The following is a 25,559-nucleotide window of genomic DNA, read 5'->3' as shown; positions in this document are numbered from 1 at the left end:
TCCGGGCATTTGCTCCCCTATGATATGGGTAGCGGTGCGGCGCTGATTATGATTTGCACTGTTACCGAGCTTTCAAACACAGGTGCGCGACGTATCGCTCACCAATCCGGGGGGGCGTACGCCGATGAGAATTATACTTCTGGGACCGCCGGGGTCGGGCAAGGGGACCCAGGCGCAGCTCTTGGTGCAGCGCTATGGCATCGTCCAGCTTTCGACCGGCGAGATGCTGCGCGCGGCCGTTGCTGCGGCTACGCCGGTGGGGCTGAAGGCCAAGGAAGTCATGGCCGCCGGCGGGCTCGTGCCTGATGAAGTCGTGGTCGGAATCATCTCCGACCGGATCGAGCAGCCGGACGCCAAGAACGGTTTCATCCTCGACGGTTTCCCGCGCACCGTGCCGCAGGCCGAGGCGCTGGATGAGCTGCTGAGGCACAAGCATCTCAAGCTCGATGCGGTGATCGAGCTCCGCGTCAACGAGAGCGCGCTTCTGAGTCGCGTCGAGACCCGCGTCGCCCAGATGCGTGAGCGCGGGGAGGAGGTCCGGCTCGACGACACCCCGGAGGTTCTGACCAAGCGCCTGGCCAGCTACCGCAGCCAGACGGAGCCCCTGATTCACTACTATTCCGAGCGGCGGAAGCTCTCCACCATCGACGGCATGATGGCCATCGACGAGGTTACCCGCGCCATCCACCGCCAGCTCCTGGCGCTCGGGGCGGTGGAACCCAAGACCCATGCCCGCAGCGCGGCCAAGTCGAGCCCGGCCAAGAAGGCCAAGGCGGCGAAGAAAGCGGCCAAAAAGCCGGCGAAAACGGCCAAAAAGGCTGGCAAATCCTCCAAAAAGACCGCCAAGAAGGCCGTGAAGGGTGCCAAGAAGGCGGCCAAAAAAACGACCAGGAAAACGGTCAAGAAAGCAGCCAAGAAGACCGCCAGGAAGGCCGTCAAAAAGGGTGCCAAAAAGACCGCAAAAAAGGTCACGAAAAAGCGAGCCAAGCGCTAGCAGCGGTTGACGAAAGCCCCTGGAATCCCCTAATAAGCCCCGCATCCAAGTCGGATAGTTTCAGACGATGCCGGGCCCCAGGAAGACCGGGGGTGGGCGTCGTGTTCGCGTTTGTGAACACCTGCCCGAGAAACCAAGCACTTAAGCCCGATTTCTGACGAGGGATCGGCAACAGGAGAGAAGGCCGTGGCCCGTATTGCCGGCGTGAACATTCCCACCAACAAGCGCGTGCTGATCGCGCTTCAGTACATCCATGGCATCGGCCCGAAGATCGCCGGTGACATCATCGAGAAGGTGAAGATCCCCGAGGATCGTCGCGTCAATCAGCTCAGCGACGCCGAAGTGCTCCAGATCCGCGAAGTGATCGACCGCGACTATCTCGTCGAGGGCGACCTGCGTCGTGAGGTCGGCATCAACATCAAGCGTCTGATGGACCTCGGCTGCTACCGCGGCCTGCGTCATCGTCGCGGTCTGCCGGTGCGTGGTCAGCGGACCCACACCAATGCGCGTACGCGCAAGGGGCCGGCCAAGGCCATCGCCGGCAAGAAGAAGTAAGTTTTCGCATTCCATCGCGGCGTGTGGCGAAAGGGGATACCCGTTCGCCACGCGCTTTTCGTTCCACAGGTGTAGCCGCTGGCATTACGGCGGCGTTTGAGATCTTCAGGAAAGGGACTCAATGGGCAAGGAAGCCACCCGCGTTCGCCGTCGTGAGCGCAAGAACATCGCCTCCGGCGTTGCGCACGTGAACTCGTCGTTCAACAACACGACCATCACCATCACCGACGCGCAGGGCAACACGATTGCCTGGTCTTCCGCCGGCACGATGGGCTTCAAGGGCTCGCGCAAGTCGACCCCGTATGCCGCGCAGGTTGCCGCCGAGGACGTGTCTAAGAAGGCGCAGGAGCACGGCATGCGCACGCTGGAAGTCGAAGTCGCCGGTCCCGGTTCGGGCCGCGAGTCGGCGCTCCGCGCGCTCCAGGCCGCGGGCTTCACCGTCACCTCGATCCGCGACGTGACCACGATCCCGCACAACGGTTGCCGTCCCCGCAAGCGTCGGCGCGTTTGATTTCTACGAGTTGCGGGCGCATCGGCGCCCGCAATGACTTTGCAAGAAGCCGCGGGAATGCTCTGCGGCCTTTCTCCAACGCCAGTATTTGATGCCTCAAATTGACTGGCCTGTATGGGTGAAACAGTGACGATCCAGAAAAATTGGCAAGAACTGATTCGGCCGAACAAGCTCCAGGTCACGCCCGGCAGTGACCCCTCGCGTTTCGCGACGATCGTCGCCGAGCCGCTCGAGCGCGGCTTCGGCCAGACTCTCGGCAACGCACTGCGCCGCATCCTGCTCTCCTCGCTCCAGGGCGCGGCGGTGCAGTCGGTGCACATCGACGGCGTGCTGCACGAGTTCTCCTCGATCGCTGGCGTTCGTGAGGACGTCACCGACATCGTGCTGAACATCAAGGACATCTCGATCAAGATGCAGGGCGAAGGCCCCAAGCGCATGGTCGTGAAGAAGCAGGGCCCGGGCGTCGTCACCGCCGGCGACATCCAGACCGTCGGCGACGTCACCGTGCTCAATCCGGACCTGCAGATCTGCACGCTCGACGAGGGCGCCGAGATCCGCATGGAGTTCACGGTCTCGACCGGCAAGGGCTACGTCCCCGCCGAGCGCAACCGTCCCGAGGACGCGCCGATCGGCCTGATCCCGGTCGACAGCCTGTACTCGCCGGTCCGCAAGGTCTCCTACAAGGTCGAGAACACCCGAGAGGGCCAGATCCTCGACTACGACAAGCTGACCATGACGATCGAGACCAACGGCGCGATCTCGCCGGATGACTCGGTGGCCTACGCCGCCCGCATCCTGCAGGATCAGCTCAACGTGTTCGTCAACTTCGAAGAGCCGCGCAAGGAAGTCGCCCAGGAGATCATCCCGGACCTCGCCTTCAACCCGGCCTTCCTCAAGAAGGTGGACGAGCTCGAGCTGTCGGTGCGTTCGGCCAACTGCTTGAAGAACGACAACATCGTCTACATCGGCGACCTCGTGCAGAAGTCGGAAGCCGAAATGCTCCGCACCCCGAACTTCGGCCGCAAGTCGCTGAACGAGATCAAGGAAGTGCTGGCCCAGATGGGTCTGCACCTCGGCATGGAAGTGCCGGGCTGGCCGCCGGAGAACATCGACGAGCTCGCCAAGCGCTTCGAGGATCATTACTGAGTTTTCGTCGTTCCGGGGCGATGCGCGAGCATCGAGCCCGGAACCTCGAGATTCCGGGTTCGGCTCTGCGAGCCGCCCCGGAATGACTGACTGGGCGAACGCAGGCAGCCCACCTGAGCAACAAGTCCGACGAACCGTCGCGACGAATGGAAATTCAAGGAATACAAAAATGCGTCACGGCAAGGTTCATCGTAAGCTCAACCGCACCGCCGAGCATCGCCGCGCGATGTTCGCCAACATGTGCGCCGCGCTGATCAAGCACGAGCAGATCGTCACCACGCTCCCGAAGGCCAAGGAATTGCGCCCGATCGTGGAGAAGCTGATCACCCTCGGCAAGAAGGGCGGCCTGTCCATGCGTCGCCAGGCCATCTCCGAGATGCGCGACAAGGATCAGGTCAAGAAGCTGTTCGACACGCTGGCCCCCCGCTACAAGGACCGCCAGGGCGGCTACACCCGCATCATCAAGGCCGGCTTCCGCTACGGCGACAACGCCGCGATGGCCGTGATCGAGTTCGTCGATCGCGACGTCGATGCCAAGGGCCAGGATTCCGGCCCGGTGCAGGAGAAGGAAGCCGAGGCGGCGTAAGCCGTTTCAGCAGGCACGGAATTGAAAGCGGCGCCCTCGGGCGCCGCTTTTGTTTTTGGGACGGTCGAAGATCCGCGAGACTATTCTTCCTTGATCCCCGCCCTTTGCGCGATCTCCTTCATCTCGGCGGTCTCCTTGCCGATGGCTCCCTCCCAATCGCTGTAGCGCATGAAGCCGGGTTCGAAGCCGACCTTGCTGAAACGATCGACGACGGAAGGGCTCTTGATGATCTCCTCCAGCGTGACCGTCAGTTTGTCGCGAACCGCCGGCGGCAGTCCCTTGGGCGCGACCACCGCGCCCCATGACGAGAAGTCGATTCCGGTGTAGCCGAGCTCGGCAAGCGTCGGCACGTCGGGCAGGTAGGGCGTACGCTTGCCCGAGAACACCGCGAGCACCTTGACGGTGCCGGCCTCGATCTGCGGTTTCACGGCGATCACGGTGTCGACATGGTACTGGATGTGCTTGCCGATCAGGTCGTTCATCGCCGGCGCGCTGCCCTTGTAGGGCAGGTGGACCATCTTGACCCCGGCGGCCGATTTGAACAGCTCGCCGGCAAAATGCGAGACAGTTGCGACGCCAAAGGACGCCAGCGACAGCTTATCGGGATTGGCCTTCGCCTCGGCGACCAGCGCAGCCACGTCCGTGATGGGATTATCCTTGTAGGTGACCAGCGCCAGCGTGATCTTGCCGGTCTGTCCAATCGGCTCGAAATCCTTGGCGGCGTCGTAGGGCACACTTTCCTTCACGGCCGCCGGCAGCGTGAAGCTCGAGTTCGAGCTGAAGAACAGGGTGTAACCGTCGGGCGCCGCGCGCGCGACTTCCTTGGCCGCGATCGTGGTGCCGCCGCCGGGGCGGTTCATGATGACCGCGGGCTTGCCGAGCCGCGTCTCCAGTTCGCCGCCGATGATGCGCGCCACGACGTCGGAGGCGCCGCCTGGCGGGAAGGGGACGATCAATTGCAACGGCTTTTCCGGATAGGCCGCTTCAGCCAGTGCTAGCGAATTGCCGCCCATCAGGCCGAGCAGTCCGAGGACAACAGTGAGAGCCGTTGATTTCATGCAGAGATTTTCCGTGTTCGCCAGAGCAAGAGTGCTCGGTGCAGCCTAGCAATAATCGTTCCATTCGTAGAGCGGATGTCCAAGTTGTCGCGGGAAAGCTCCGCAACGCGTCACTGATTGGTGAGTGCCGATTGCGGCCCGATCCGCCGCGTCCGATATCACGATCACCGAACTGACGGAGATATTGCATGAACATCGACCTTTCCGGAAAGACCGCCCTGGTGACCGGCTCGACGGCCGGCATCGGCCATGCCATCGCCAAGGGCCTTGCTGGCTCGGGTGCTAACGTCGTGATCAACGGGCGCGGCCAGGACAAGGTCGATGCCGCCGTGCGCAAGCTGGAAGGGACGGGCGCCAAGGTCCGCGGCATCGCCGCCGATGTCTCCACTGCTGCGGGCTGCAAGGCGCTTATCGCGGCGCTGCCCGAGGTCGACATCCTCGTCAACAATACCGGCGTCTACGAGGCAAAGGACTTCTTCGACATCCCGGACGAGGAATGGAGCCGCTACTTCGACGTCAACGTGATGAGTGGCGTGCGGCTGTCGCGGGCCTACATGAAGGGCATGCTCAAGCGTAACTGGGGCCGCATCGTCTTCATCTCCTCGGAGTCCGGGCTGAACATTCCCGTCGAGATGATCCATTATGGCATGACCAAGACGGCGCAGCTTTCGGTTGCGCGCGGCCTCGCGCAGCTCACCCGCGGCACCCGCGTCACCGTCAATTCCGTGCTGCCGGGCCCGACCATGTCGGAGGGCGTCGAGACCTTCGTGAAGGGGCTCGCCAAACAAAACGGACAATCCGTGGATGAAGCCGCCGCCAATTTCGTCAGGCAGCATCGCCCGAGCTCGCTGATCCAGCGCTTTGCGAGCGTCGACGAGATCGCGAACATGGTTGTCTACGTCGCCTCGAGGGAGGCGTCCGCCACCAACGGCGCGGCGCTGCGGGCGGAAGGCGGCATCGTCAATACGATCGCGTAAGAGCCGCCTATGAGCGCTTATGTGATTTCCGAAGTCGAGATGCGCGATCTCGAGGGATTTGAAGCCTATCGCGCGCTCGCCGCGAAGACGATCGCGCAGTTTGGCGGGCGCTATCTCGTCCGCGGCGGCAAGGCCGATCTGGCGGAAGGCAACCTTCCGCCGAAGGCCATCGTCATCGTCGAATTCCCGTCGATGGCGAGGCTGAAGGAATGGTACGCCTCGCCGGAATATGCCGAGGCGTTGAAGATCCGCGCCGCTGCGCTGGAGCGGCGCTTGATCTTTGTTGAGGGCGTAGCGGAAACGTAGGGTGGGTTAGCGTGCGGCTGCGCGAAGCGCAGTCCGATCGCGTAACCCACCACTGGGTGCCTCCGCCGTACAAGAAGAGGTGGGTTACGCTGCGCTGACCCACCCTACGCACCGGCGCTGTCGCTGCTACCACCCCTCCAGCACGATCTTGCCGCGCGACTTGCCGCTCTCGAGCAGCGCGTGCGCGCGCTTGAGGTTGGCGGCGTTGATCGTGCCGAAGGTCTGGTCGAGCGTCGTGCGCAACACGCCCTTGTCGATGAGGTCCGCGACGTCGTTGAGCAGGTGATGCTGCGCGATCATGTCGGGCGTCTGGAACGAGGAGCGCGTGAACATCGATTCCCAGTGCACCGAGATCGCCTTGCCCTTGAAGGTGCTCATCGTAAATTCCGGGGGATCGTCGATCAGACCGAACCGGCCCTGCGGCGCCATGAACTCCGCGATCGCCTTGTAGTGCTGATCGGTGAAGGTGAGGCTCGCCACCAGCGCGACCGGCGGCAGCTTCAACTTCTCGATCTGCTCCTTCATCGGCTTGCCGTGGTCGATCACGGCATGCGCGCCGAGATCGAGACACCATTTTTGCGATTCCGGCCGCGTCGCGGTTGCGAGCACCGTGAGCCCGGTCAGGCGGCGCGCGAGCTGGATCAGGATCGAGCCGACGCCGCCGGCGCCGCCCGTGATCAGCAGCGTGCGCGGATCGACGCTCTTGCCGGGCACGGCGCCGAGCCGGTCGAACAGCAATTCCCACGCCGTGATGGAGGTGAGGGGAAGAGCGGCCGCTTGCGCGAACGACAGGCTCTTCGGCTTGTTGCCGACGATGCGCTCGTCGACGAGATGGAATTCGGCGTTGGTGCCCTGGCGCAGGATCGAGCCGGCGTAGAACACCTCGTCGCCCGGCTTGAACAGCGTGGCATCGGGACCGACCGCATCGACGACGCCGGCGGCGTCATAGCCCAGGATCTTCACCTCGCCCTCGGGCGGGGCAGCGCGCTTGCGCACCTTGTAATCGACCGGATTGGCCGAGATCGCCTTCACGGCGACGCGGATGTCGCGCCCTTTGGGCTCGGGTTTTGCGGTCTCGAAATCGATCAGTGAATTCGCGTCCTCGATCGGAAGCGACTTCTTGTAGCCGACGGCCTTCATGGCGTGTCTCCATCAGTTGGCGCAGCTTGTCGCGTGCGCCTGGCCTGCTAACTGTCCCGCTGGCGTCCATTTGGCAAGTACTGTAAATTCGGGGATATAGTCCCTGTTTGGATACTATTGGAAAAACACGCATGAAACGGCGCAATTTTGCCCGTCGTCCCGGCTGCTCGGTCGAGGCGACGCTGGACCTGATCGACGGCAAGTGGAAGGGCGTGATCCTCTATCACCTGCAGAGCGGAACCCAGCGCTTCGGCGAATTACGCCGCCGGATGCCCGGCATCACCCAGCGCATGCTGACGAAACAGCTGCGCGCGCTGGAGGAGGACAAGCTCGTCATCCGCAAGGTCTATGCGGAAGTGCCGCCGCGGGTGGAGTATTGCCTCTCCGAGCTCGGCGAGAGCCTCAAGCCGGTGATCGACATCCTCAAGGCCTGGGGCGAGAGCCATCAGCAGCGGCTGTCCTGCGCGCCGCCGCCGGTGGTCGTGAAGAAGAAGCGCGCGGCGTAAGCAGCGCGGCGTGCTCGGTGTCGTCCCTGCGAACGCATCCGCTGGTGGTTATGGGTCCCGGGTTCGCGCTGTCGCGCGCCCCGGGACGACGAGTTCAGAACGCGAACTGCGTGCGCATCGCGACCGCGTCGAACTTCGAGCCGACATCGGCGGTCGAGATCGGCGAGGCCTGCCGCGACACCGTGCCGTGCAGATAGTCGAGCATGAAGCGGACGTTGCCGTTGACATACCAGTTGAGCGCAAGGGTGTAGACCGTCTGCCGGCCGCCGGCGACGCCGTTGGCGGTCGCGAGCTGGTTGTTGAGATCGATCGTCGAGAAGCGTCCCGCGATCTCCCACGCACCCCAGCCGCCGCCGTCGAGCGAGAACGGATGCGCCGGCTTGACGCCGTTATAGGCCGCATTCGCCGCGTTGTAGGTGCGGCCCTCGCCGGTCAGCACGTAGCCGGCCTGCGCGTAGCCGCCCTGGAATTTCAGGCTCGGCGCGCCGACCAGCGGCACACCGGTGTTGGCGGTGCGATCGACATTGTACCAGAAGTACTCGCCCTGAACGATGAACGGACCGTAGGTCGCCGCGGCCTCGACGCTGTAGACCTGCGCGCCGGAGGTGTTGGCGATCGCGCCGGTCGAGATCAGCGTCGTCGGATCAAGCCGCAGTTCGGGGCGATCGCTGAGCGTCACCGTCTGCGTGTTGGCGATGAGGTTGCGCGGCGGCTGGATCAGCCATTGCGCGTCGGCGCCGATATGCACCGAGTAGTCCTTGCCGCTGATCGGGTTGCCGGCGATACGCGCCACGGCGCCATATTGCTCGCTCGTGCCCGCCGGAGCCGCGCTGGAGGCGGAGTGGATCGCGCCGGTCGACGGTCCCGTGACATAGCCGCCGATCCAGAGCTGGTCGGTGAACCAGCGCGTGCCGGCCGCGGAGCGGAAGTCGCCGGCGGCGATGTTGGTCGCGATCACGCCGGGTGAGGCGCGCTCCATGAACATGATGTCGTTGGAGCTCGTCGCCTCGTCCATGGTGTAGGGCAGGTCCATGATGCCGGCCTCGATCGCCATCCGTCCGCCGAACGGCTTCAGGCCGGTGTAGCTGAGATAGGCGTTCTCGACGCCGGACACGCCGCCGCCGGGCAGCGATCCCGGAGCCGCCCCGCCAAATCCGTCGGAGGAGCCGCCGAAGTCGTAGACCAGCGCGAAATTCCAGTCGTTGAAGAATTTTCCGGTGACGCCGATGCGCGCGCGGCGGACGTTCTCGCCGCTGTCGAGCTTTTGGGGCACGGTGGCCGCCGTGTTGGGGCGGTAGTCGTAGCCGCCGACATCCCAATGCAAGCGGCTGGTGATCGCCACGCAGTTGGCCTGGTCGGCGGTGCAGATGGTCGGTCGGTTATTCGGCATCGTCACGACCACGCCAGAGGCGGGCGCCGGTCCCTTGACGGGGATTGCCGCGTTCGCGTTTGCCACCACCGCCTTCGCCTCCGAGCGCGCTTCGGCCTTCGCCTCGGCCTTGGCTTCGGCCTTCGCCTTCGCCGTGGCCGCCGTGTTCGCCGCAGTCTGGCTCTGGAGCTTGTCGAGCTTCTGCTCCAGCAGCTTCAGCTGTTGCTTGAGGAGAGCGATCTCCTGCTCGCTGCTGCTTGCCGATTGGGCCTGGGCCTGCGAGGCCGCCAGCGCTCCGGCGAGACCAATGGCCGTGGCTGCAAGTCTTGTCCTGCTCACGTTACGCCTCCATCGTTTGACGAACTTCCCCAAGTGACTTCCTCAAGTCGCGAACGGAGAGCCTAGGTATGAACGATGACTGCCCCGCGACGCTGCGCCCGGTTGCGTGGGTTCCCACTGGTGCAAATTCGCCGCAACCGAATCCGCTTCCCACCACCATGCAAGATGACGCGCATCATGCCAATCCACCGCCCGGGTAAATTACCGATTCGCACGGTTCGCTTGCATGCCGGACGCACCGGGGAAGGGGCCGAATATTGCCGCCCGGCGCCCTTCTATTGGGGGGCGAACACGCCTATATTCCGTCGTCTTTTCCAAGAGGTAGGAATGTTTCGATCGACCTGGACTGCCGCGGTGGCGGCATTGTGCATAGCCTTTTCGGCCCACTTCAATCCGGCCACGGCGCAGGACCGTCGGGTCCCGTCGTCGCCGGCCGAACTGCGGCTGTCCTATGCGCCGATCGTGCAGCGGGTGCAGCCGGCGGTCGTCAACGTCTATGCCGCGAAGGTAGTGCAGAACCGCAATCCGCTGCTCGACGATCCGATCTTCCGCCGCTTCTTCGGCGTACCCGGCCAGCAGCCCGAGCAGATGCAGCGCTCGCTTGGCTCCGGCGTCATCGTCGACGCCTCCGGCCTCGTCGTCACCAACGTCCATGTCATCGAGGGCGCGGACCAGGTCAGGGTGTCGCTGTCGGACAAGCGCGAGTTCGAGGCAGAGATCCTGCTGAAGGATTCGCGCACTGACCTGGCCGTGCTCCGCCTGAAGGATACCAAAGAGAAATTTCCGACGCTCGACTTCACCAATTCCGACGAGCTGCTGGTCGGCGATATCGTGCTCGCGATCGGCAATCCCTTCGGCGTCGGCCAGACGGTGACGCACGGCATCATCTCAGCGCTGGCGCGCACGCAGGTCGGCATCACCGACTACCAGTTCTTCATCCAGACCGATGCGGCGATCAATCCCGGCAATTCCGGCGGCGCGCTGGTCGACATGAGCGGCAAACTCGCCGGCATCAACACCGCGATCTATTCGCGCTCCGGTGGCTCGCAGGGCATCGGCTTTGCGATTCCCGCCAACATGGTGCGCGTCGTCGTCGCCTCCGCCAAGAGCGGCGGCAAGGCGGTGAAGCGTCCCTGGCTCGGTGCGAAATTGCAGGCGGTGACGCCGGAGATCGCCGAGAGCCTCGGGCTGCGCTCGCCGACCGGCGCGCTGGTCGCGAGCGTGGTGTCGAACGGCCCCGCGGCCAAGGCCGGCCTGAAATCCTCCGATCTCATCACCGGGATCGACGGTCAGACCGTGGATGATCCCAACGCCTTCGACTATCGGTTCGCGACGCGTCCGCTCGGCGGCACGGCGCAGATCGACGTGCAGCGCGGCGGCAAGCCGGTCAAGCTGACAGTGGCGCTGGAGACCGCGCCCGACACCGGCCGCAACGAGCTCGTAATTACCGCGCGCTCGCCGTTCCAGGGCGCGAAGGTTTCGACCATCACGCCGGCGGTTGCCGACGAGCTGCATCTGGACGCCGACACCGAGGGCGTCGTGATCGCCGATCTCGGCGGCGACAGCGCGGCGGCGAGTGTCGGCTTCCAGAAGGGCGACATCATCCTCGCCGTCAACAACCAGAAGATCAGCAAGACTGGCGATCTCGAGAAGGCCGCGGGCGAGCGCCAGCGGATCTGGCGCATCACGCTGGTGCGCGGCGGTCAGCAGATCAACGTCACGCTGGGCGGATGAGTCCGAAGCGACCACAGGAGACGCAAACTCTCTTCGCCGCGGCGGGGCTCGATCACGAGGCCCCGCATCCGCTGCCGGATCGCTTGCGTCCGCGCGCGCTGTCGGAGGTCGTCGGCCAGGATCACATCCTCGGCCCCGACGGCGCGCTGACGCGCATGCTGGAGACGCGCACGCTGGGCTCGCTGGTGTTCTGGGGCCCGCCCGGCACCGGCAAGACCACAGTGGCGCGGCTGCTGGCGGACGCGACAGATCTGCATTTCGAGCAGATCTCGGCCGTGTTCTCAGGCGTCGCCGATCTGAAGAAGGCGTTCGATGCCGCGCGCGCCCGCCGCGAGATGGGCAAGGGCACGCTGCTGTTCGTCGACGAGGTCCATCGCTTCAATCGCGCGCAGCAGGATTCGTTTCTGCCGGTGATGGAAGACGGCACGGTGGTGATGATCGGTGCCACCACCGAAAATCCGTCCTTCGAGCTCAACGCGGCGCTTTTGTCCCGCGCGCGCGTGCTGGTGTTCCGCTCGCTCGACGCCGCCGCGATCGAGAAGCTGTTCGCGCATGCCGAGCAGGTCGAGGGCAGGAAGCTGCCGCTCGATGCAGAGGCGCGCGCGGTGCTGGTGCGCATGGCCGACGGCGACGGTCGCGCGTCGCTGACGCTCGCCGAAGAGGTCTGGCGTTCGGCGCGAGCAGACGAGATTTTCAACGCCGCGCAGTTGCAGGACATCCTGCAGCGCCGCGCGCCGATCTACGACAAGTCGGCCGACGGCCACTACAATCTGATCTCGGCGCTGCATAAGTCGGTGCGCGGCTCCGATCCCGACGCCGCGCTGTATTATCTCGCGCGCATGCTGGACGCCGGCGAGGACCCGCTGTTCCTGGCCCGCCGCGTCGTGCGCATGGCGGTGGAGGACATCGGCCTTGCCGATCCGCAGGCGCTCGTCATCGCCAATGCCGCCAAGGACGCCTTCGACTTTCTTGGCCATCCCGAGGGCGAGCTCGCCATCGCGCAGGCGGTGGTCTATCTCGCCACCGCGCCGAAATCGAATGCGGTCTACACCGCCTTCGGCACCGCGATGCAGGTCGCAAAGCAGGCCGGCTCGCTGCTGCCGCCAAAACACATCCTGAACTCGCCGACCAAGCTGATGAAGTCGGAGGGCTACGGCGCGGCTTACGAATACGACCACGACGCCCCCGATGCTTTCTCCGGCCAGGACTACTTCCCGGAAGCCCTGGGCCGCCAGACGTTCTACGATCCCCCCGAGCGCGGCTTCGAGCGCGAGATCAGGAAGCGGCTGGATTACTGGGCCAAGCTGCGCAAGGAGCGGGGCGGCTCGCGCTAGAGGCGGCCATTTCGTCGTGACGGAAGGCCGCTTTTAGGGTACGCAGGCAATCATGAGCCGCCGCATCAAGAGAATGAACCCGAAGCCCCGTTCGCGTGACGAGCGCGATGACGCACGCCCGTTGAAGGCGCGCAGCGCGAAGAAGGCCGGGCCGCGTCCGGGCGCCAAGCCGGGCGGGAAGCCGCCGCGCTTTGCCGGAGAGCGTGCCGAGCGGCGTGGCTCCGAGCGTGCCGAGCGGCGGCCGCCCAAAGCTGCCGCCCAGGAAAGGCCTGCGCCGGAGAAGCCGGTCGAGGCGCTGCTGCCGACCAAGGTGCAGACCGTGACCGTCACGGCCGACGAGAACAACATGCGCGTCGACCGTTTCCTCGAGGCGCGCTTTCCCGGCCTGTCGTTCTCCCACATCCAGCGCGTCGTCCGCAAAGGCGAGCTGCGCGTGGACGGCAAGCGCGTCGACAGCAAGGATCGGCTTGAGGAAGGGCAGAGCGTCCGCATTCCGCCGCTGAAGCTCGACGCGCCGAAGGCCGTCGGCGAGCTCTCGGAGGCTGCGCAGAAGACGCTCAAGGCGCTGAAGGAGATGACGATCTGGGAGGACGACGACGTCCTCGTGCTGAACAAGCCGGCCGGCCTTGCCGTGCAGGGCGGCTCGGGCATGACGCGCCACATCGACCAGATGCTGGAGGTGATGCGCGATGCCAAGGGCCAGAAGCCGCGCCTCGTGCACCGCATCGATCGCGAGACCTCGGGCTGTCTGCTGATTGCCAAGACGCGCTTTGCCGCCTCGCATCTGACCGGCGCATTTCGTTCGCGATCGGCCCGCAAGGTCTATTGGGCGCTGGTGCCGGGTCTGCCGAAGCCGAAGCAGGGCCGCATCTCCACCTTCCTCGCGAAGGAAGAGAGCGAGGACGACACCATCATGCGCATCGCGCAGCATGGCGACGAGGGCGCCAGCCACGCAGTGACCTATTACGCCGTGGTCGAGACCGCCGGCAACAAGCTGACCTGGGTGTCGCTGAAACCGGTGACGGGCCGCACCCACCAGCTGCGCGCCCACATGGAACATATCGGCCATCCCATCGTCGGCGATCCCAAATATTTCAACATCGAGAACTGGCAGCTGCCGGGCGGCCTGCAAAACCGTCTGCACCTGCTTGCGCGCCGCATCGTCATTCCGCATCCGCGCGGCGGCGTGATCGACGCCACCGCGCCGCTGCCGCCGCACATGCAGCAGTCGTGGAATCTGCTCGGGCTCGATGCGAGCCGGTTCGACCCGATCGAGAACGCACCGGAGGAGTAGGGCTGAGCTTTGGGCTAAGGCGTTTCCCCAAGGTCGTCCTGGCGAAAGCCAGGACCCATTACCACAGAGAGGAGTTTGACGAAGACTCGTCGTTTGGTACTTCGACTTCGTCCTCCAGATAGATCACGCGGTATGGGTCCTGGCTTTCGCCAGGACGACAGCGGAATGTTTGGCGACCAGCTTCCCCACACACGTCCTCAATTCCGAAACTGCTCCAGAAACATCCGCAAGGAGTCGTGCGGGCTCTCGACGTCCGTGATCAGCCAACCCTCGGGGCCGTTGACCAGGACGAAGTTTAGCGCCACCCGGCGGCCGTGATTGTCGAAATTCGCCGCGACATAGGTCTTGTCATATTGCCGGCGGACGACCGCGATCGCGACAGGGCCGAGCTTCCAGTTCGGGCTCTGCACCAGGAAATCGTAGGGCTCGACTCTCGGCGTGCTCCAGGCCTTGCGCAGGGGCAGATCGAAGAACTGACGGGCGGTCGCAGTGTCCCGCGGCAGGCCCTTTGACAGCTCCGGCGCGCCCTCGCCGTAATGGGCATAGACGTTGCGGACCAGCGATTCCGGGGTGCGGAAGCCGGCCTCGGCCGCGGCCAGCCAAAGTCCTGCCAACAGGGCTCCAATGCCCCCAAGTTCCCTCATGCCCGCTGCTCGCTTTATCGGCTACAGGTCTTATCTTAAAAGCCTAGCATCCGGCGACCGGGACCCAAAACTCACATGCGCGAATTGTTCGAAGAAGCTGCGGGGCAGCCCCCGCCGGATCCACGGGAATCGGCACGTGCGTCCGCGCGTACGCCGTTGCGCAAGCGCTTCTACAAGGAGGCCGGCGTCACGGATGCCGAGGGCGGCTTCGCCATCACGCTCGACGGCAAGCCGATCCGCACGCCGTCCGGCCGCCAGGTGGTGATCCCCGCGCGCGCGCTGGCCGATGCGGTGGCCGCCGAGTGGGCGGCCCAGGGCGAGACGATCGACCCTGTCACCATGCCGCTGACGCGGATCGCCAACAGTGTGGTCGAGGGCGTCGTCGACCGTGTCGAGCTCGTCAGCGACGATCTCGCAAAGTACTTCGAGTCCGACCTGCTGTTCTATCGCGCCGGCCATCCCGAGGGGCTGGTCGCCCGCGAGGCCGCGCATTGGGACCCCGTGCTGTTCTGGGCCGCGGATACGCTGGGCGCGCATTTCATCCTGTCCGAGGGCGTCATGCATGTGAAGCAGCCGGACGAGGCGCTGAAGGCGGCGCGGGCCGCACTGCCAGGAGATGCCTGGTCGGTCGCAGCCCTCCACATGGTCACGACCCTGACCGGCTCGGCGCTGCTGGCACTGGCGCTGGCCCATGGCGTGCGCGATGCGGACCAGGTCTGGGCCGCCGCCCATGTCGACGAGGACTGGAACGTCGAGAAATGGGGCGTGGACGAGGAGGCGGCCGCCCGTCGTGCCGCCCGCCTGAAGGATTTTGAGGCCGCCGTGGCGGTTCTGGCGGCCGCGAAGCCGCCCGCGGTCCAAGGTCCTTAACGAGAGGTTTACGAGGGGGCCTTAGGGTGGGAGTTGCAGTCCCCGGGCCCCTTGAGATGCCGACGCCGATAAGCTCGATCGTTCCCGTCAGTGCCGCCAGCCCCGTCGCTGATGCGGCGACGCCCGATCTCGTGCTTCAGGCCGGCAGCGTCGTCGACGCCAGGGTCGTCAGCGTGATGGCCGACAATCTGGTGCGGATCGCGATCGCCAACCTGTCGATGGACGTGATGTCCGAGGTGTCGCTGACCCCCGGGCAAAACCTCCAGCTCGCGGTCTCGCAGAACGATGGCACCATCCGGCTCGCTGTCATGAACGGGGCAGGCGAGGCGACCGCCGATCAGGTCACGCTGACACCGCGCGCGGCCTCTCTCGGGGATAGCCCCTCGCTCGCGCCGTCCGCGACCGCGGCACGCAACACGCTGACGCCGCTCGAGCAGGTCGCCGTGACTGCCGCTTCGGCCGAGGCCGTGACGAAACAGGGCAGCCAGGCGCCGCTGTTCGCCAATCTGGCCTCCGTCGTCACCGGCAGCGATCTGCCTGCGGGCCTTAAGCAGGCGGTGCTCGACGTGCTGGCGCAGCAGACACCGCTCAACACCGCCCTCGATGGCGGCGACATCGAATCCGCGTTCCAGAAGTCCGGGCTGTTTCTCGAGGCGTCATTGGCCGCAGGCACAACGCCGTCTCCCGGCGCGACGCCGGACTTGAAGGCCGCACTGCTGGTGCTGCGCCAGACACTGGCCACCCTTGAGACCACCGTGCCGCAGGCGCCGGCCCAAGGCGCCGCGCCGCCGACCAGTGCTGCGGCCACGACGCAGACCGCAGCTGCCACGGCTCAGCTGGCGGGCGATACGGCACAGGCGGCGTTGCCGTCACCGGCGGTAGAAGTGACGCAATTGCCACGGGGCGCTGCGCTTGCCGCCGCCGTGCTGGCGGAGATAGCGGGCGGCAATCCGCAAGCTGCGGTGCCGCGAACCATGTCCGCAGGCCTTGCCGCGAGCCTGCTGCAGGAGGTTACGCAAAACCTGCCGCGGATGCTCGGCAACTTGCCGGGCTCGAACAAGGCCGTGCCGGATGGTCACATCTTCGAGGCCGCCGCGCGCGCAACCACGCCGCCGCCGATCCGCGGCGCGCTGCCGGTGCCGCAGGCTGTCGCCGCGCCATCGCTCGCGCCTGATACACCGCTGGCCGCAACCGTGCATCGCCTGCTCGACGACACCGATGCCGCGATCGCGCGGCAGACGCTGTTGCAGGTCGCTTCGCTCCCCGATCGCACCGATGCCAGCGGTCACCGCATCGATCCGGCCGTGCCGCAGTGGAATTTCGAGATTCCGTTCGCGACCCCGCAAGGCACCGCGATGGCGCAGTTCGAGATCTCGCGCGATGGCGGTGGCGAGCAGGCCGATCCGGCCAAGCGCGCCTGGCGTGCGCGCTTCACGCTCAATGTCGAGCCGGCCGGCCCCGTGCACGCGCTGATCACGCTGAACGGCGACAAGACCTTCGTGCGGATGTGGGCGGAGCGGCCGGCGACCGCGCAGCAGCTCCGCGCCGGCATCGGCGAGCTCAGCCAGGCGATGACGCGGGCCGAGCTCAAGCCCGGCGACATCGTCGTGCGCGACGGCACGCCGCCGCAGCCGGCGCCGGCCCGCGCCGGCCACTTCCTGGACCGCGCCACATGAGCGATCCGTGCAAGCTCGCGATCGCGCTGCATTACGAGAAGGGCTCTGGCGCGCCCGTGGTCGTCGCCAAGGGCAAGGGCACGATCGGCGAGAAGATCGTCGAGATCGCCAAGGCCAACGACATCCCGATCGAGGAGAACGAGATCCTGGCCGGCGCGCTCTCCAAGGTCGAGCTCGGCGAGGAGATTCCGCCCGACCTCTACAAGGCCGTCGCGGAGGTGCTGGTGTTCGTGCTGCGGCTGTCGGGCCGGGGGCGGTAGAAACCACCTGTCATCGTTTCACCACGTAGCGGCTGCATGGTCGCGCGTGCCTTCATAGTTCAACGGATATCAGTCTTGCTCACCCGCCGCTCCACCCTTGGCCTTCTCGCCGCTGCTGCCACATTGCCGTCACGCGCGCTCGCCCACGTCGCGCCGCCGCGCAACGAGATCCGCGATAGCCTCGCAAAGCGCTTCACCGATCTCGGCACATCAGGCACTTTCGTCGGCTACAAGGTCGAGGACTATCTGATCGTCGCCAGCGACAAGGAGCGTTCGGGCGAGGGCAAGCTGCCGGCCTCGACCTTCAAGATTCCGAACTCGCTGATCGCGCTCGAGACTGGTGTTGTCGTTGACCCCGACAAGGACGTGTTTCCCTGGGACGGCGTGAAGCGGCCGATCGAGGCCTGGAACAAGGACCACACGCTGCGCAGCGCGATCGCGGTCAGCGCGGTACCGGTCTATCAGGAGATCGCGCGCCGCATCGGGCAGGAACGCATGCAGAAATATGTCGACGAGTTCGACTACGGCAATCGCGACATCGGCGGCGGCATCGACCAGTTCTGGCTCACCGGGAATTTGCGCATCGATCCGGTCGAGCAGATCGATTTCGTCGACCGGCTGCGCCGCCGCGCGCTGCCGATCGGAAAGCGCAGCCAGGATCTGGTCGCCGACATCCTGCCGGTGACCAAGGTCGGCGACAGCGTCATCCGTGCCAAGTCCGGGCTCCTGGGCGCCGAGCGCGGCGAGCCGTCGCTCGGCTGGATGGTCGGCTGGGCCGAGAAGGGCGAGACGCACACCGTGTTCGCGCTCAACATGGATTGCAAGGAGCCGCGCCTTGTCGGCGAGCGCATGAGCCTGACGCAAGCCTGCCTTGCCGAGATCGGTGCGATCTAGCGCTGTCGCGCCGGCGCCGCTCGACTAGCATCCTCCCGGCCAAGAAAGAGAACCGGGAGGACAACAATGAACTCAATGCCGCTCTGGCTGTCGTCGCTCACGCTTGCCGCCACCGGCGGCTGGCTCGCCGCCACCATGTTTGCTGCACCCGCCACCAGCAAGGAGCCGCGCTTTCCGCAGCTCACCATGGACCAGCTGGATGCGAAGCAGAGACCGCTTGGCGAGCAGATCATGAAGGTATCGAGCGTCGGCATCGGCGGACCCTACAATCCGATGATCCGCAGCCCCGTGCTCGGCCAGCGCCTGTTCGACCTGTTCTATTATCTGCGCTGGGAAACCTCGGTCCCGACCAAGCTGAACGAGTTCGCGATCCTGATCATCGGCCGGCAATGGCGCTCGCAGGTGGAGTGGTTCGCGCACGCGCCGCTTGCGGCGAAAGCGGGCCTGTCGCCCGGCATCATCGCAGAGCTCAAGGCCAGCAAGCGGCCGTCGAACATGGCCGAGGACGAGGCCGTGGTCTACGACTTCGTCACCGAGATCACCACGACCAAGAAGGTCAGCGACGAGACCTATGCGCGGGCGAAGAAGGTGTTCAGCGATCAGCAGATCGTCGATCTCACCGCGGTTGCCGGCAACTACGTGATGGTGGCGATGCTGCTGGCCATGGCGGAAGAGACGGTGCCGCCGGACAAGCAGGAGCCGTTTAGGCCGGGCGAGCCGTAGGGCTCGCGAGAAACCCGCGACAAAATTGCGGTGCCGTAGGGTGGGCAAAGGCGCGTAGCGCCGTGCCCACCATGATCTAGTGGTGGGCACGCTATCGCTTTGCCCACCCTACGGCATCGGTGCAAGCCGAACCGCCTCCGCGCCTAACCCAACTTGAACAACACCTGCAAAAACTCCTCCACCGCTTTCCGCGACTCCGCAGCCGTCGCCGGATTGCCGCCGACATGCGGGTTCAGCTCGACGCAGGAATCCTTGTAGGAGAACGGCGCCTGCGTCGCGCCGTTCATCAGCACGCCGCCGTCGCCTTCTTTGATCTGGCAATTGCGCACGGTCTGCGCATTGGCTGACACCGCAACCGTGTTGACGCCGAGCAGGCCGCTGTCGAATCCGTGCGCGCTGTCGGGATACTCGGTCAGCACCACGTCGCGCCCGGCAGCCTTGAGCCGCTCGACGAAGGCCCTGCAGCTCCTCACGGGATTGTAATCGTCGGGCGTGCCGTGAAAGATTCGGATCGGCCGTGCGGCGACATCGCTATCGCCGACATAGGTGGTCGAGCAATCCGGATAGAAGGGAATGTACGCCGCGAACTGGATGCCGGACTTGTTCCAGAGCTTGTTGAAGCGGTCGAGGCTCGCATAGAGCGTCGCCTGTCCGCCGCGCGAGAAGCCCATGAGCACGATACGGTCGGGGTCGACGCGCGGATGTTTCGCCAGAATCTCCAGCGAGCGGTAGATGTCCACGATCAGGTTGAGCCGGCCGAGCAGAGCCTGGTTTGGCCCCACCACCGTCAGTCCGCGGCCGGTAAAGCCGTCGATGACGAAGGTCGAGATGCCCATGGCATTGAAAGCGTGCACCCAGGCCTCGGTGGTGGCACCGACTCCACTGGAGCCGTGCACCAGCACCACGACGGGGAGCTTGCCCGTGCCCTGCGCGACACGGAATTCGCCGGCGACCGTCACCGGCTTGCCGGCGGCTGCATCGCCGCTGAGGAATTGCTGGTCGGACAGGGTGAGCGAGGGGATCGGGTAGATCTCGGCGCGGGTGGCGACTTCCTTCGGAAGCGCCTGCGCATTGGCGAGCACGGTGGAAGCGCAGAGCGCAATGAGCACCATCGCGGCGCGGAATGCCGTCGGCATCGGATACTCCCTGATATTTTCGTTCAGTAGAACAACGCGCCCGAGCGCTGTCAATTTGTCGCGGGCCGGACTCAGCCCTTGTCGACCGTCTTCTTCGCCATCAGCGCCTGGTCGATCGCGAAGCCGCCGATCTCGCTCATGGCCTGCGAGATCACGTCGCCGCGCCTGGCAAAGCCGCTGGAGAGATAATCGAACTGCGTCCGCGCCAGCCGCAGCACCTCGATCGGCACCGAGACGACGGTCTCGTTGAAACTGTCCACGGAGGCGCGCAAGCTGTCGAGCTCAGCGGTGAGCTGGACGATATGGCTTTCCGCGTGCTGCATCAGGCCGAGCAGCTTGTTGCGTTCGGCATCGAATGCCGCGCGCTCCGCGGCGGCTGCCGCGGTGACCTCGGCAAGCTGGGTGCGCAGCGCCTCGATCTGGCCGACCATGGCATCGGAGGCGAGCTCGGCGGCCTCGCGCAGCTCGGTGCTGCGCGAGCTCTCTTCCTGCGCCTGATGATAGAGCCGCTCGGCCGACATCGCCCGCTGGCTCAGCGATTCGATCAGGCGGGCTGCCCGCAGCAGCATCTCGCCGTTCCGTCCCGACACCATGCTGGCCATGTGCCGCAGGAAGTCGATGGTTTCGGACGATGGGTTCGGCGGCAGTGGGACGACCGTCGCAGACATGATGTTGCTGGAGCCAGGCCATGATGACAGCCGCCGTACCGACTGGGCTCACGCAACATTCGGCGCCTGATCGCAAGGCCTTGAAGCAAGCCTGAATCGGCTGGCCCGGTCAACCGGCCGGGCCGCCAATTTTCCGGGCCGGGTCAGGCGTCCTTCTGCCGCCCGATCCGCCCCAGATGGGTGAAGCCGAACCCGGCGGAATATTTCAGGCCGTAGCCGAGCGCCCGGTCGATGCCGATATGGGCGAGCCAGATCAAGGCGATGGACAGGGTGAGGGGCGAGGCGAGGCCGAAGCCCAGCGTCAGCAGCGTCACCGGCGCCATGTAGCTGTGGGCGGCGTTGTAGACCATCGCGCCGAACCTGGCGTCGGACAGGTATGCCAGGAAGCTCAGATCGGGCACGAAGAACAGCAGGGCAAACACCAGCCACGACCCGTCCCAGGCCCAGTACAGCATCACCATGCCCACAAACAGGGTCAGGCCCTCCAGCCGCAGCAGGATGTTGACGCCGCCTGTCGCAGCCCCCGTCTCGGCCGTTCCTTCCGTCATGCTCGCCTCCCGGACAAAACTTTGTAATTCCTTGCGCTTTCCCGCTACGGCAAGGCAGCCCTGCGACGGCGAAAGCGGCTTTCCGGCCCGCAAAATGCCGTGTTAGAACCCCGCATCACTTAAGACCTGGCGGGAGCAAATGAAACATATCCTGGACGCCCTTGAAGATCGTCGTGCCGGCGCAAAGCTCGGCGGCGGGGAGAAGCGCATCGAGGCGCAGCACGCCCGCGGCAAGCTGACCGCCCGCGAGCGCATCGAGCTCCTGCTCGACAAGGGATCGTTCGAGGAGTTCGACATGTTCGTCGAGCACCGCTCCACCGAGTTCGGCATGGAGAAGAGCAAGGTGCCGGGCGACGGCGTCGTTACCGGCTGGGGCACCGTCAACGGCCGCAAGACGTTTGTCTTTGCCAAAGACTTCACGGTGTTCGGCGGCTCGCTGTCGGAAACGCACGCGCTGAAGATCACAAAACTCCAGGACATGGCGATGAAGGCGCGGGCGCCCATCATCGGCCTCTATGACGCCGGCGGTGCCCGCATCCAGGAAGGCGTCGCGGCGCTCGCCGGCTATTCCTACGTGTTCCGCCGCAACGTGCTGGCCTCGGGCGTGATCCCGCAGATCTCCGTCATCATGGGCCCCTGCGCCGGCGGCGACGTCTATTCGCCGGCCATGACCGACTTCATCTTCATGGTGAAGAACACCAGCTACATGTTCGTCACCGGCCCCGATGTGGTGAAGACCGTCACCAACGAGGTCGTCACGGCGGAAGAGCTCGGCGGCGCCTCGGTGCACGCCACGCGGTCCTCGATCGCGGACGGCGCCTTCGAGAACGACGTCGAGACGCTCTTGCAGATGCGGCGCCTGATCGACTTCCTGCCGTCCAACAACACCGACGGCGTGCCGGAATGGCCGAGCTTCGATTCGATCGAGCGCCTCGACGATTCCCTCGACACGCTGATCCCCGACAATCCGAACAAGCCCTACGACATGAAGGAGCTGATCCTGAAGGTCGTGGACGAGGGCGACTTCTTCGAGATCGCGGAGAGTTTTGCCAAGAACATCGTCACCGGCTTCGGCCGCATCGCCGGCCGCACCGTCGGCTTCGTCGCCAACCAGCCCATGGTGCTGGCCGGCGTGCTCGACAGCGATGCCTCGCGGAAAGCCGCGCGCTTCGTTCGCTTCTGCGACGCCTTCAACATCCCGATCGTCACCTTCGTCGACGTGCCGGGCTTCCTGCCGGGCACCGCGCAGGAATATGGCGGCCTGATCAAGCACGGCGCAAAGCTGCTGTTCGCCTATTCGCAGTGCACCGTGCCGCTCGTCACCGTCATCACCCGCAAGGCCTATGGCGGCGCCTTCGACGTCATGGCCTCGAAGGAAATCGGCGCCGACATGAACTATGCCTGGCCGACCGCCCAGATCGCGGTGATGGGCGCCAAGGGCGCGGTCGAGATCATCTTCCGCTCCGACATCGGCGACCCCGACAAGATCGCCGCCCGCACCAAGGAATACGAAGACCGCTTCCTGTCGCCGTTCATCGCGGCCGAGCGTGGCTACATCGACGACGTCATCATGCCGCACTCCACCCGCAAGCGCATCGCCCGTGCGCTGGCGATGCTGAAGGACAAGAAGACGGAAATGCCGGCGAAGAAGCACGACAATTTGCCGTTGTGAGGAAACGTAGCCCGGATGAGCGCAGCGACATCCGGGTTCTTGCCCAGGGGTCCCACGTGTCGCTTCGCTCATGCGGGCTACCGGTTGAGAGGAACGTGCGTGCGAACCAAAGATCAGGTGTAAGTCGTGTTGCCGTCGCTCCATGACTATTTTCTGATTTCTTATGAGGTCCACTGCGAGGCACGCCGCATCACGTTGCGTGCACGGCCTGATACCAGGCCGCATCCGGCATCAGACCCGTCGTTGGACCGCATCGTCGTGTTTGATGGTGTGGAAGGCTACCACTTTTGGGACGACGCGTTTGGCAACATCATCTTTTCGTTGACGGAAGTTCCGGTCGAGAAGCTTCTTCTCGATCGTCAAACTGAGATCAAAGAGTCTTATCGGATGTCCGGGGCGCCGGGGCCATGGGCCGCGGACCTCGCTTCGGCTGACGCAGTGCTAAGCGCCAAGGGCATCCGGGGATTCGAACTCTACTCTTCGTACGGGTTGTCCGGCTGGCTTCTCGCGAAGCAGTTGGAGGTAAGGGGCGGACCTCAATCAGCCGTCTAGCGACGTTGCGACCGGCGGGTTACGGCTTCGCCTGACCCGCCCTATATGTAGGTTCAGTTCATTCCGCGACAGCCTCAATTTCGTAGCCAATGACCGAAGACGATCCAACCGACGAAATCTCCGACATCGAAGATCGGATCGAGCGGCTCGCCGAGATCGCCGAGCGCTGCCGCAAGTTCATTCTGGCGTCCAAGATCGCCATCGGTGGTGGGGCGGCGCTGCTGTTGGTGACGATCCTCGGCCTGCTCGGAACAGGTCAAACCGCAGCGCTCGGATCGATAGCACTCGTGCTCGGCGGGATTGTCTCGCTCGGTTCGAACGTCAGCACGTTGCGGCAGACGGACGACGCCATCACTGCTGCGGAGGCGCGGCGTTCGGCGTTGATCGGCAGCATCGACCTCAGGGTCGTCGCTGATGCGCCCTTGAAGCTGGTGTGACGCATCCAGCGCCACCAGGCCTCACGCGGCGGTCTTGAGCGTCAGCTCCGACAATTCCGTGCGGCATTCGGCGGCGAAGGCTTGAAGCCGCTCGGCGGCCTGCCGGTCGAGGATGGCTTTGGCCAGCCGCTCGGCGCGGGCGATCTGTTGCTTGAGATATTCGATGCGGGTCATGTGTCGACTTTCGAATTGCTTGGTTCCGGCGGTGGCGACTGTATGCCAGCGCACTGGATTGATTGTGTGAGGCGCGTCACGTCCCGCGCGCTTATCCGCCGCGGCGAAATGCGCCATCTGATCCGCGCGGGCCTTGATGAAAGCGGGGCGGGCGGTGGCGCGCGCGAGATAGGCGCGGCAGGCCGGATGATCCGCGAGCCGTCGAAACGATCGACGGGGCGCAGCACGTCCGCCATCAGGATATCGGCGACGGAGAAGGAGCCTGCCAGCCATTCACGGCCGGCCAACACCGGCTCGAGATGCTTGAGGCGGATCTTCAGGAAACCGTCGACGAATTTTGCGGCCGGTGAGCCGTCGTCGCTGCCGGTGAATTTGAACATGGACCACGGCAGGCTTGCCATCTCTACCGAATTGAGCGCCGCGAACACCCATTTCGTCGCTTCGCTGCGGCCGCGCGGATCTGATGGCATCAGCTTCGCGCTGAGTTCGCCCAGATGCAGCAGGATCGCGCCGCTCTCGAAGATGGAGAGGTCGCCGTCGGTCAGCCACGGCACCTGGCCGAACGGCTGGTGCGCGAGGTGCTCAGGCCCGCGGTCGCCGAACGGCGTGCTGGCGACGCGATAGGGCAGGGACGCCTCTTCAAGCGCCCAGCGCACCCGGAGGTCACGCACGAAACCGCGCGGCTTTTCGGGAACCCAGTCGAAGGTGGTGAGGGTGAGGTCGGCCATGTGGAGTCTCCGTGCTGTCTTACGCATAGGACGGATGAGGGCCGCGCGTTCCGACAGTGAGCGACGTTTTTTCTCCACGGGCGGCGTTCGTAGGGTGGGCAAAGGCGCGCTTGCGCCGTGCCCACGATCTTTCGCTAGGTACCGAGGTGGTGGGCACGCTCCGCTTTGCCCACCCTACGGCAGCGTGGCTCCCTTACTGCCCGAGCTTCGTCAGACCTCGTAGGATGGGTTTCGCTTCGCTCTGCCCATCCTACGGGACCTCGAGCTTGCTCAAAGATGACCGAAGACGACCCGACCGACGAAATCTCTGACATCGAAGATCGGATCGAGCGGCTTGCCGAGATCGCCGAGCGCTGCCGCAAGTACATTCTGGCGTCCAAGATCGCCATCGGCGGTGGGGCGGCGCTGCTGTTGGTTACGATCCTCGGTCTGTTCGGATCAGATCGCTGCGCTCGGATCGATTGCTCTGGTGCTGGGCGGAATCGTCTCGCTCGGATCGAATGTCAGCACATTGCGGCAGACCGAGAGCGCCATCGGTGCTGCGGAAGCGCTTCGGTCTCAACTGATCGGCAGCATCGACCTTCGGATGGTCAGCGATGCGCCCATGAAACTGATGTGACGCGGGCGCACGCGTAAGGACGACCGCTCTGCGAGGGGACTTGGCTGCCGTAGCTCGACGGGCAAAGGTCGAAGCGCCGCGGCGCGAAATCAGCCGCACCAGTCGCTTG

27 protein-coding genes and 2 pseudogenes are annotated in these 25,559 nt (G+C 65.1%); 20 read left to right on the top strand and 9 right to left on the bottom strand.

All coding sequences use genetic code 11. The features are described from left to right. The first annotated feature begins 124 nt into the window (after positions 1–124). The 5 genes from JQ603_RS32155 to rplQ all read left to right on the top strand — a co-directional run bounded on the left by JQ603_RS32155 (position 125) and on the right by rplQ (position 3,792). The gene (locus tag JQ603_RS32155; protein ID WP_212345933.1) at positions 125–994 is read left to right on the top strand and encodes an adenylate kinase; all 870 of its coding nucleotides are present in this window, start codon (positions 125–127) and stop codon (positions 992–994) included. A gap of 186 nt (positions 995–1,180) precedes the next feature. Further along, positions 1,181–1,549 (top strand): 30S ribosomal protein S13, encoded by a 369-nt coding sequence (gene rpsM, locus JQ603_RS32150; protein ID WP_018647258.1) that lies wholly within the window; start codon positions 1,181–1,183, stop codon positions 1,547–1,549. Between the two features lie 121 nt (positions 1,550–1,670). Beyond that, positions 1,671–2,060 carry a 30S ribosomal protein S11 gene (gene rpsK, locus JQ603_RS32145; protein ID WP_007603045.1) on the top strand — a complete coding sequence of 130 codons (390 nt, stop codon included), beginning with the start codon at positions 1,671–1,673 and terminating at the stop codon, positions 2,058–2,060. A 114-nt stretch (positions 2,061–2,174) separates the two neighbouring features. Beyond that, entirely contained in the window at positions 2,175–3,206 is a 1,032-nt protein-coding gene (locus tag JQ603_RS32140; RefSeq protein WP_060736365.1) for a DNA-directed RNA polymerase subunit alpha, read from the top strand. A gap of 169 nt (positions 3,207–3,375) precedes the next feature. Then, a complete protein-coding gene (rplQ, locus tag JQ603_RS32135) occupies positions 3,376–3,792 on the top strand; it encodes a 50S ribosomal protein L17 (RefSeq protein WP_212345931.1) in 417 nt (138 codons plus the stop codon). An 80-nt stretch (positions 3,793–3,872) separates the two neighbouring features. Here the strand turns inward: rplQ and JQ603_RS32130 are convergent, their stop codons facing one another. Further along, complete coding sequence (locus JQ603_RS32130) at positions 3,873–4,850, bottom strand: Bug family tripartite tricarboxylate transporter substrate binding protein (RefSeq protein ID WP_212345928.1); 978 nt, start codon at positions 4,848–4,850, stop codon at positions 3,873–3,875. 188 nt (positions 4,851–5,038) lie between these two features. Between JQ603_RS32130 and JQ603_RS32125 the strand changes: the two genes are divergently transcribed. Beyond that, the gene (locus JQ603_RS32125; protein WP_212345926.1) at positions 5,039–5,827 is read left to right on the top strand and encodes an SDR family NAD(P)-dependent oxidoreductase; all 789 of its coding nucleotides are present in this window, start codon (positions 5,039–5,041) and stop codon (positions 5,825–5,827) included. Between the two features lie 9 nt (positions 5,828–5,836). Continuing rightward, on the top strand, positions 5,837–6,133 hold the full coding sequence (locus tag JQ603_RS32120) for a DUF1330 domain-containing protein (protein ID WP_212345924.1): 297 nt from the start codon (positions 5,837–5,839) through the stop codon (positions 6,131–6,133). Between the two features lie 126 nt (positions 6,134–6,259). On the opposite strand, the gene JQ603_RS32115 is transcribed toward JQ603_RS32120, so the two are convergent. Then, complete coding sequence (locus JQ603_RS32115; RefSeq protein WP_212345922.1) at positions 6,260–7,273, bottom strand: zinc-binding alcohol dehydrogenase family protein; 1,014 nt, start codon at positions 7,271–7,273, stop codon at positions 6,260–6,262. 131 nt (positions 7,274–7,404) lie between these two features. Here JQ603_RS32115 and JQ603_RS32110 point away from each other — a divergent pair, with 131 nt between their 5' ends. Continuing rightward, complete coding sequence (locus JQ603_RS32110) at positions 7,405–7,779, top strand: winged helix-turn-helix transcriptional regulator (protein WP_211410565.1); 375 nt, start codon at positions 7,405–7,407, stop codon at positions 7,777–7,779. A 94-nt stretch (positions 7,780–7,873) separates the two neighbouring features. Here JQ603_RS32110 and JQ603_RS32105 read toward each other — a convergent pair whose 3' ends face one another. Further along, positions 7,874–9,487 (bottom strand): OprO/OprP family phosphate-selective porin, encoded by a 1,614-nt coding sequence (locus JQ603_RS32105; protein ID WP_212345920.1) that lies wholly within the window; start codon positions 9,485–9,487, stop codon positions 7,874–7,876. A gap of 327 nt (positions 9,488–9,814) precedes the next feature. Between JQ603_RS32105 and JQ603_RS32100 the strand changes: the two genes are divergently transcribed. Genes JQ603_RS32100 through JQ603_RS32090 form a run of 3 tightly spaced genes read left to right on the top strand, consistent with a single transcriptional unit; the run spans position 9,815 to position 13,849 of the window. Then, positions 9,815–11,221, top strand: coding sequence for a DegQ family serine endoprotease (locus JQ603_RS32100; protein ID WP_212345918.1), 1,407 nt, complete (start codon positions 9,815–9,817; stop codon positions 11,219–11,221). Beyond that, on the top strand, positions 11,218–12,555 hold the full coding sequence (locus JQ603_RS32095) for a replication-associated recombination protein A (RefSeq protein WP_212345917.1): 1,338 nt from the start codon (positions 11,218–11,220) through the stop codon (positions 12,553–12,555). The genes JQ603_RS32100 and JQ603_RS32095 overlap by 4 nt, the downstream gene beginning before the upstream one ends. 52 nt (positions 12,556–12,607) lie before the next feature. Then, entirely contained in the window at positions 12,608–13,849 is a 1,242-nt protein-coding gene (locus JQ603_RS32090) for an RluA family pseudouridine synthase (protein ID WP_212345915.1), read from the top strand. A 197-nt stretch (positions 13,850–14,046) separates the two neighbouring features. Here the strand turns inward: JQ603_RS32090 and JQ603_RS32085 are convergent, their stop codons facing one another. Beyond that, positions 14,047–14,493: a hypothetical protein gene (locus JQ603_RS32085; RefSeq protein WP_212345912.1), complete on the bottom strand. Its 447-nt coding sequence runs from the start codon at positions 14,491–14,493 to the stop codon at positions 14,047–14,049. 75 nt (positions 14,494–14,568) lie between these two features. Between JQ603_RS32085 and JQ603_RS32080 the strand changes: the two genes are divergently transcribed. The 5 genes from JQ603_RS32080 (at position 14,569) to JQ603_RS32060 (ending at position 18,916) form a co-directional block, all read left to right on the top strand. Then, positions 14,569–15,363, top strand: coding sequence for an ATP12 family chaperone protein (locus JQ603_RS32080; protein WP_212345910.1), 795 nt, complete (start codon positions 14,569–14,571; stop codon positions 15,361–15,363). Between the two features lie 56 nt (positions 15,364–15,419). Further along, positions 15,420–17,039: a flagellar hook-length control protein FliK gene (locus JQ603_RS32075; RefSeq protein WP_212345907.1), complete on the top strand. Its 1,620-nt coding sequence runs from the start codon at positions 15,420–15,422 to the stop codon at positions 17,037–17,039. Further along, entirely contained in the window at positions 17,036–17,299 is a 264-nt protein-coding gene (locus JQ603_RS32070) for an EscU/YscU/HrcU family type III secretion system export apparatus switch protein (protein WP_212345904.1), read from the top strand. Before JQ603_RS32075 ends, JQ603_RS32070 begins: the two co-directional genes overlap by 4 nt. A gap of 75 nt (positions 17,300–17,374) precedes the next feature. Continuing rightward, complete coding sequence (gene blaOXA / locus JQ603_RS32065) at positions 17,375–18,193, top strand: class D beta-lactamase (protein ID WP_212345901.1); 819 nt, start codon at positions 17,375–17,377, stop codon at positions 18,191–18,193. Positions 18,194–18,259: 66 nt separating this feature from the next. Then, positions 18,260–18,916 carry a carboxymuconolactone decarboxylase family protein gene (locus JQ603_RS32060; RefSeq protein ID WP_212345898.1) on the top strand — a complete coding sequence of 219 codons (657 nt, stop codon included), beginning with the start codon at positions 18,260–18,262 and terminating at the stop codon, positions 18,914–18,916. Between the two features lie 143 nt (positions 18,917–19,059). Here the strand turns inward: JQ603_RS32060 and JQ603_RS32055 are convergent, their stop codons facing one another. From JQ603_RS32055 to JQ603_RS32045, 3 genes are all read right to left on the bottom strand, one after another. Continuing rightward, positions 19,060–20,052 (bottom strand): dienelactone hydrolase family protein, encoded by a 993-nt coding sequence (locus JQ603_RS32055; protein WP_212345895.1) that lies wholly within the window; start codon positions 20,050–20,052, stop codon positions 19,060–19,062. A gap of 71 nt (positions 20,053–20,123) precedes the next feature. Next, positions 20,124–20,720, bottom strand: a complete 597-nt coding sequence (locus tag JQ603_RS32050) for a hypothetical protein (RefSeq protein ID WP_212345891.1) — start codon at positions 20,718–20,720, stop codon at positions 20,124–20,126. A gap of 143 nt (positions 20,721–20,863) precedes the next feature. After that, positions 20,864–21,268, bottom strand: coding sequence for a DUF4260 domain-containing protein (locus JQ603_RS32045; RefSeq protein WP_212345889.1), 405 nt, complete (start codon positions 21,266–21,268; stop codon positions 20,864–20,866). Between the two features lie 139 nt (positions 21,269–21,407). Here JQ603_RS32045 and JQ603_RS32040 point away from each other — a divergent pair, with 139 nt between their 5' ends. The 3 genes from JQ603_RS32040 (at position 21,408) to JQ603_RS32030 (ending at position 23,929) form a co-directional block, all read left to right on the top strand. Beyond that, positions 21,408–22,940, top strand: coding sequence for an acyl-CoA carboxylase subunit beta (locus JQ603_RS32040; RefSeq protein ID WP_018647278.1), 1,533 nt, complete (start codon positions 21,408–21,410; stop codon positions 22,938–22,940). 126 nt (positions 22,941–23,066) lie between these two features. Continuing rightward, positions 23,067–23,492, top strand: coding sequence for a hypothetical protein (locus JQ603_RS32035; protein ID WP_212345886.1), 426 nt, complete (start codon positions 23,067–23,069; stop codon positions 23,490–23,492). Between the two features lie 89 nt (positions 23,493–23,581). Continuing rightward, positions 23,582–23,929: a hypothetical protein gene (locus tag JQ603_RS32030; protein ID WP_212345883.1), complete on the top strand. Its 348-nt coding sequence runs from the start codon at positions 23,582–23,584 to the stop codon at positions 23,927–23,929. 21 nt (positions 23,930–23,950) lie between these two features. Here JQ603_RS32030 and JQ603_RS32025 read toward each other — a convergent pair whose 3' ends face one another. Both JQ603_RS32025 and JQ603_RS32020 read right to left on the bottom strand, forming a co-directional pair. Next, the gene (locus JQ603_RS32025) at positions 23,951–24,103 is read right to left on the bottom strand and encodes a hypothetical protein (protein ID WP_212346073.1); all 153 of its coding nucleotides are present in this window, start codon (positions 24,101–24,103) and stop codon (positions 23,951–23,953) included. Positions 24,104–24,196: 93 nt separating this feature from the next. Then, positions 24,197–24,831 (bottom strand): annotated as a pseudogene (locus JQ603_RS32020) (glutathione S-transferase family protein); the annotation flags it as partial. 276 nt (positions 24,832–25,107) lie between these two features. Between JQ603_RS32020 and JQ603_RS32015 the strand changes: the two are divergent. Next, positions 25,108–25,450 (top strand): annotated as a pseudogene (locus JQ603_RS32015) (hypothetical protein). Positions 25,451–25,559 lie beyond the last annotated feature (109 nt).

Origin of the sequence: Bradyrhizobium liaoningense (genome assembly GCF_018130825.1) — a bacterium.
Lineage (GTDB): Bacteria > Pseudomonadota > Alphaproteobacteria > Rhizobiales > Xanthobacteraceae > Bradyrhizobium > Bradyrhizobium liaoningense_B.
Note: the sequence above shows the minus strand (reverse complement) of the source record. Positions and strands in the feature narration are given on the sequence as shown.

Coding starts and splice junctions, on each gene's coding strand:
- JQ603_RS32155 (WP_212345933.1), top strand. CDS start 125: ATGAGAATTATACTTCTGGGACCGCCGGGGTCGGGCAAGGGGACCCAG.
- rpsK (WP_007603045.1), top strand. CDS start 1,671: ATGGGCAAGGAAGCCACCCGCGTTCGCCGTCGTGAGCGCAAGAACATC.
- JQ603_RS32140 (WP_060736365.1), top strand. CDS start 2,175: ATGGGTGAAACAGTGACGATCCAGAAAAATTGGCAAGAACTGATTCGG.
- rplQ (WP_212345931.1), top strand. CDS start 3,376: ATGCGTCACGGCAAGGTTCATCGTAAGCTCAACCGCACCGCCGAGCAT.
- JQ603_RS32130 (WP_212345928.1), bottom strand. CDS start 4,850: ATGAAATCAACGGCTCTCACTGTTGTCCTCGGACTGCTCGGCCTGATG.
- JQ603_RS32125 (WP_212345926.1), top strand. CDS start 5,039: ATGAACATCGACCTTTCCGGAAAGACCGCCCTGGTGACCGGCTCGACG.
- JQ603_RS32120 (WP_212345924.1), top strand. CDS start 5,837: ATGAGCGCTTATGTGATTTCCGAAGTCGAGATGCGCGATCTCGAGGGA.
- JQ603_RS32115 (WP_212345922.1), bottom strand. CDS start 7,273: ATGAAGGCCGTCGGCTACAAGAAGTCGCTTCCGATCGAGGACGCGAAT.
- JQ603_RS32110 (WP_211410565.1), top strand. CDS start 7,405: ATGAAACGGCGCAATTTTGCCCGTCGTCCCGGCTGCTCGGTCGAGGCG.
- JQ603_RS32100 (WP_212345918.1), top strand. CDS start 9,815: ATGTTTCGATCGACCTGGACTGCCGCGGTGGCGGCATTGTGCATAGCC.
- JQ603_RS32095 (WP_212345917.1), top strand. CDS start 11,218: ATGAGTCCGAAGCGACCACAGGAGACGCAAACTCTCTTCGCCGCGGCG.
- JQ603_RS32090 (WP_212345915.1), top strand. CDS start 12,608: ATGAGCCGCCGCATCAAGAGAATGAACCCGAAGCCCCGTTCGCGTGAC.
- JQ603_RS32085 (WP_212345912.1), bottom strand. CDS start 14,493: ATGAGGGAACTTGGGGGCATTGGAGCCCTGTTGGCAGGACTTTGGCTG.
- JQ603_RS32080 (WP_212345910.1), top strand. CDS start 14,569: ATGCGCGAATTGTTCGAAGAAGCTGCGGGGCAGCCCCCGCCGGATCCA.
- JQ603_RS32075 (WP_212345907.1), top strand. CDS start 15,420: ATGCCGACGCCGATAAGCTCGATCGTTCCCGTCAGTGCCGCCAGCCCC.
- JQ603_RS32070 (WP_212345904.1), top strand. CDS start 17,036: ATGAGCGATCCGTGCAAGCTCGCGATCGCGCTGCATTACGAGAAGGGC.
- JQ603_RS32060 (WP_212345898.1), top strand. CDS start 18,260: ATGAACTCAATGCCGCTCTGGCTGTCGTCGCTCACGCTTGCCGCCACC.
- JQ603_RS32055 (WP_212345895.1), bottom strand. CDS start 20,052: ATGCCGACGGCATTCCGCGCCGCGATGGTGCTCATTGCGCTCTGCGCT.
- JQ603_RS32050 (WP_212345891.1), bottom strand. CDS start 20,720: ATGTCTGCGACGGTCGTCCCACTGCCGCCGAACCCATCGTCCGAAACC.
- JQ603_RS32045 (WP_212345889.1), bottom strand. CDS start 21,268: ATGACGGAAGGAACGGCCGAGACGGGGGCTGCGACAGGCGGCGTCAAC.
- JQ603_RS32040 (WP_018647278.1), top strand. CDS start 21,408: ATGAAACATATCCTGGACGCCCTTGAAGATCGTCGTGCCGGCGCAAAG.
- JQ603_RS32030 (WP_212345883.1), top strand. CDS start 23,582: ATGACCGAAGACGATCCAACCGACGAAATCTCCGACATCGAAGATCGG.
- JQ603_RS32025 (WP_212346073.1), bottom strand. CDS start 24,103: ATGACCCGCATCGAATATCTCAAGCAACAGATCGCCCGCGCCGAGCGG.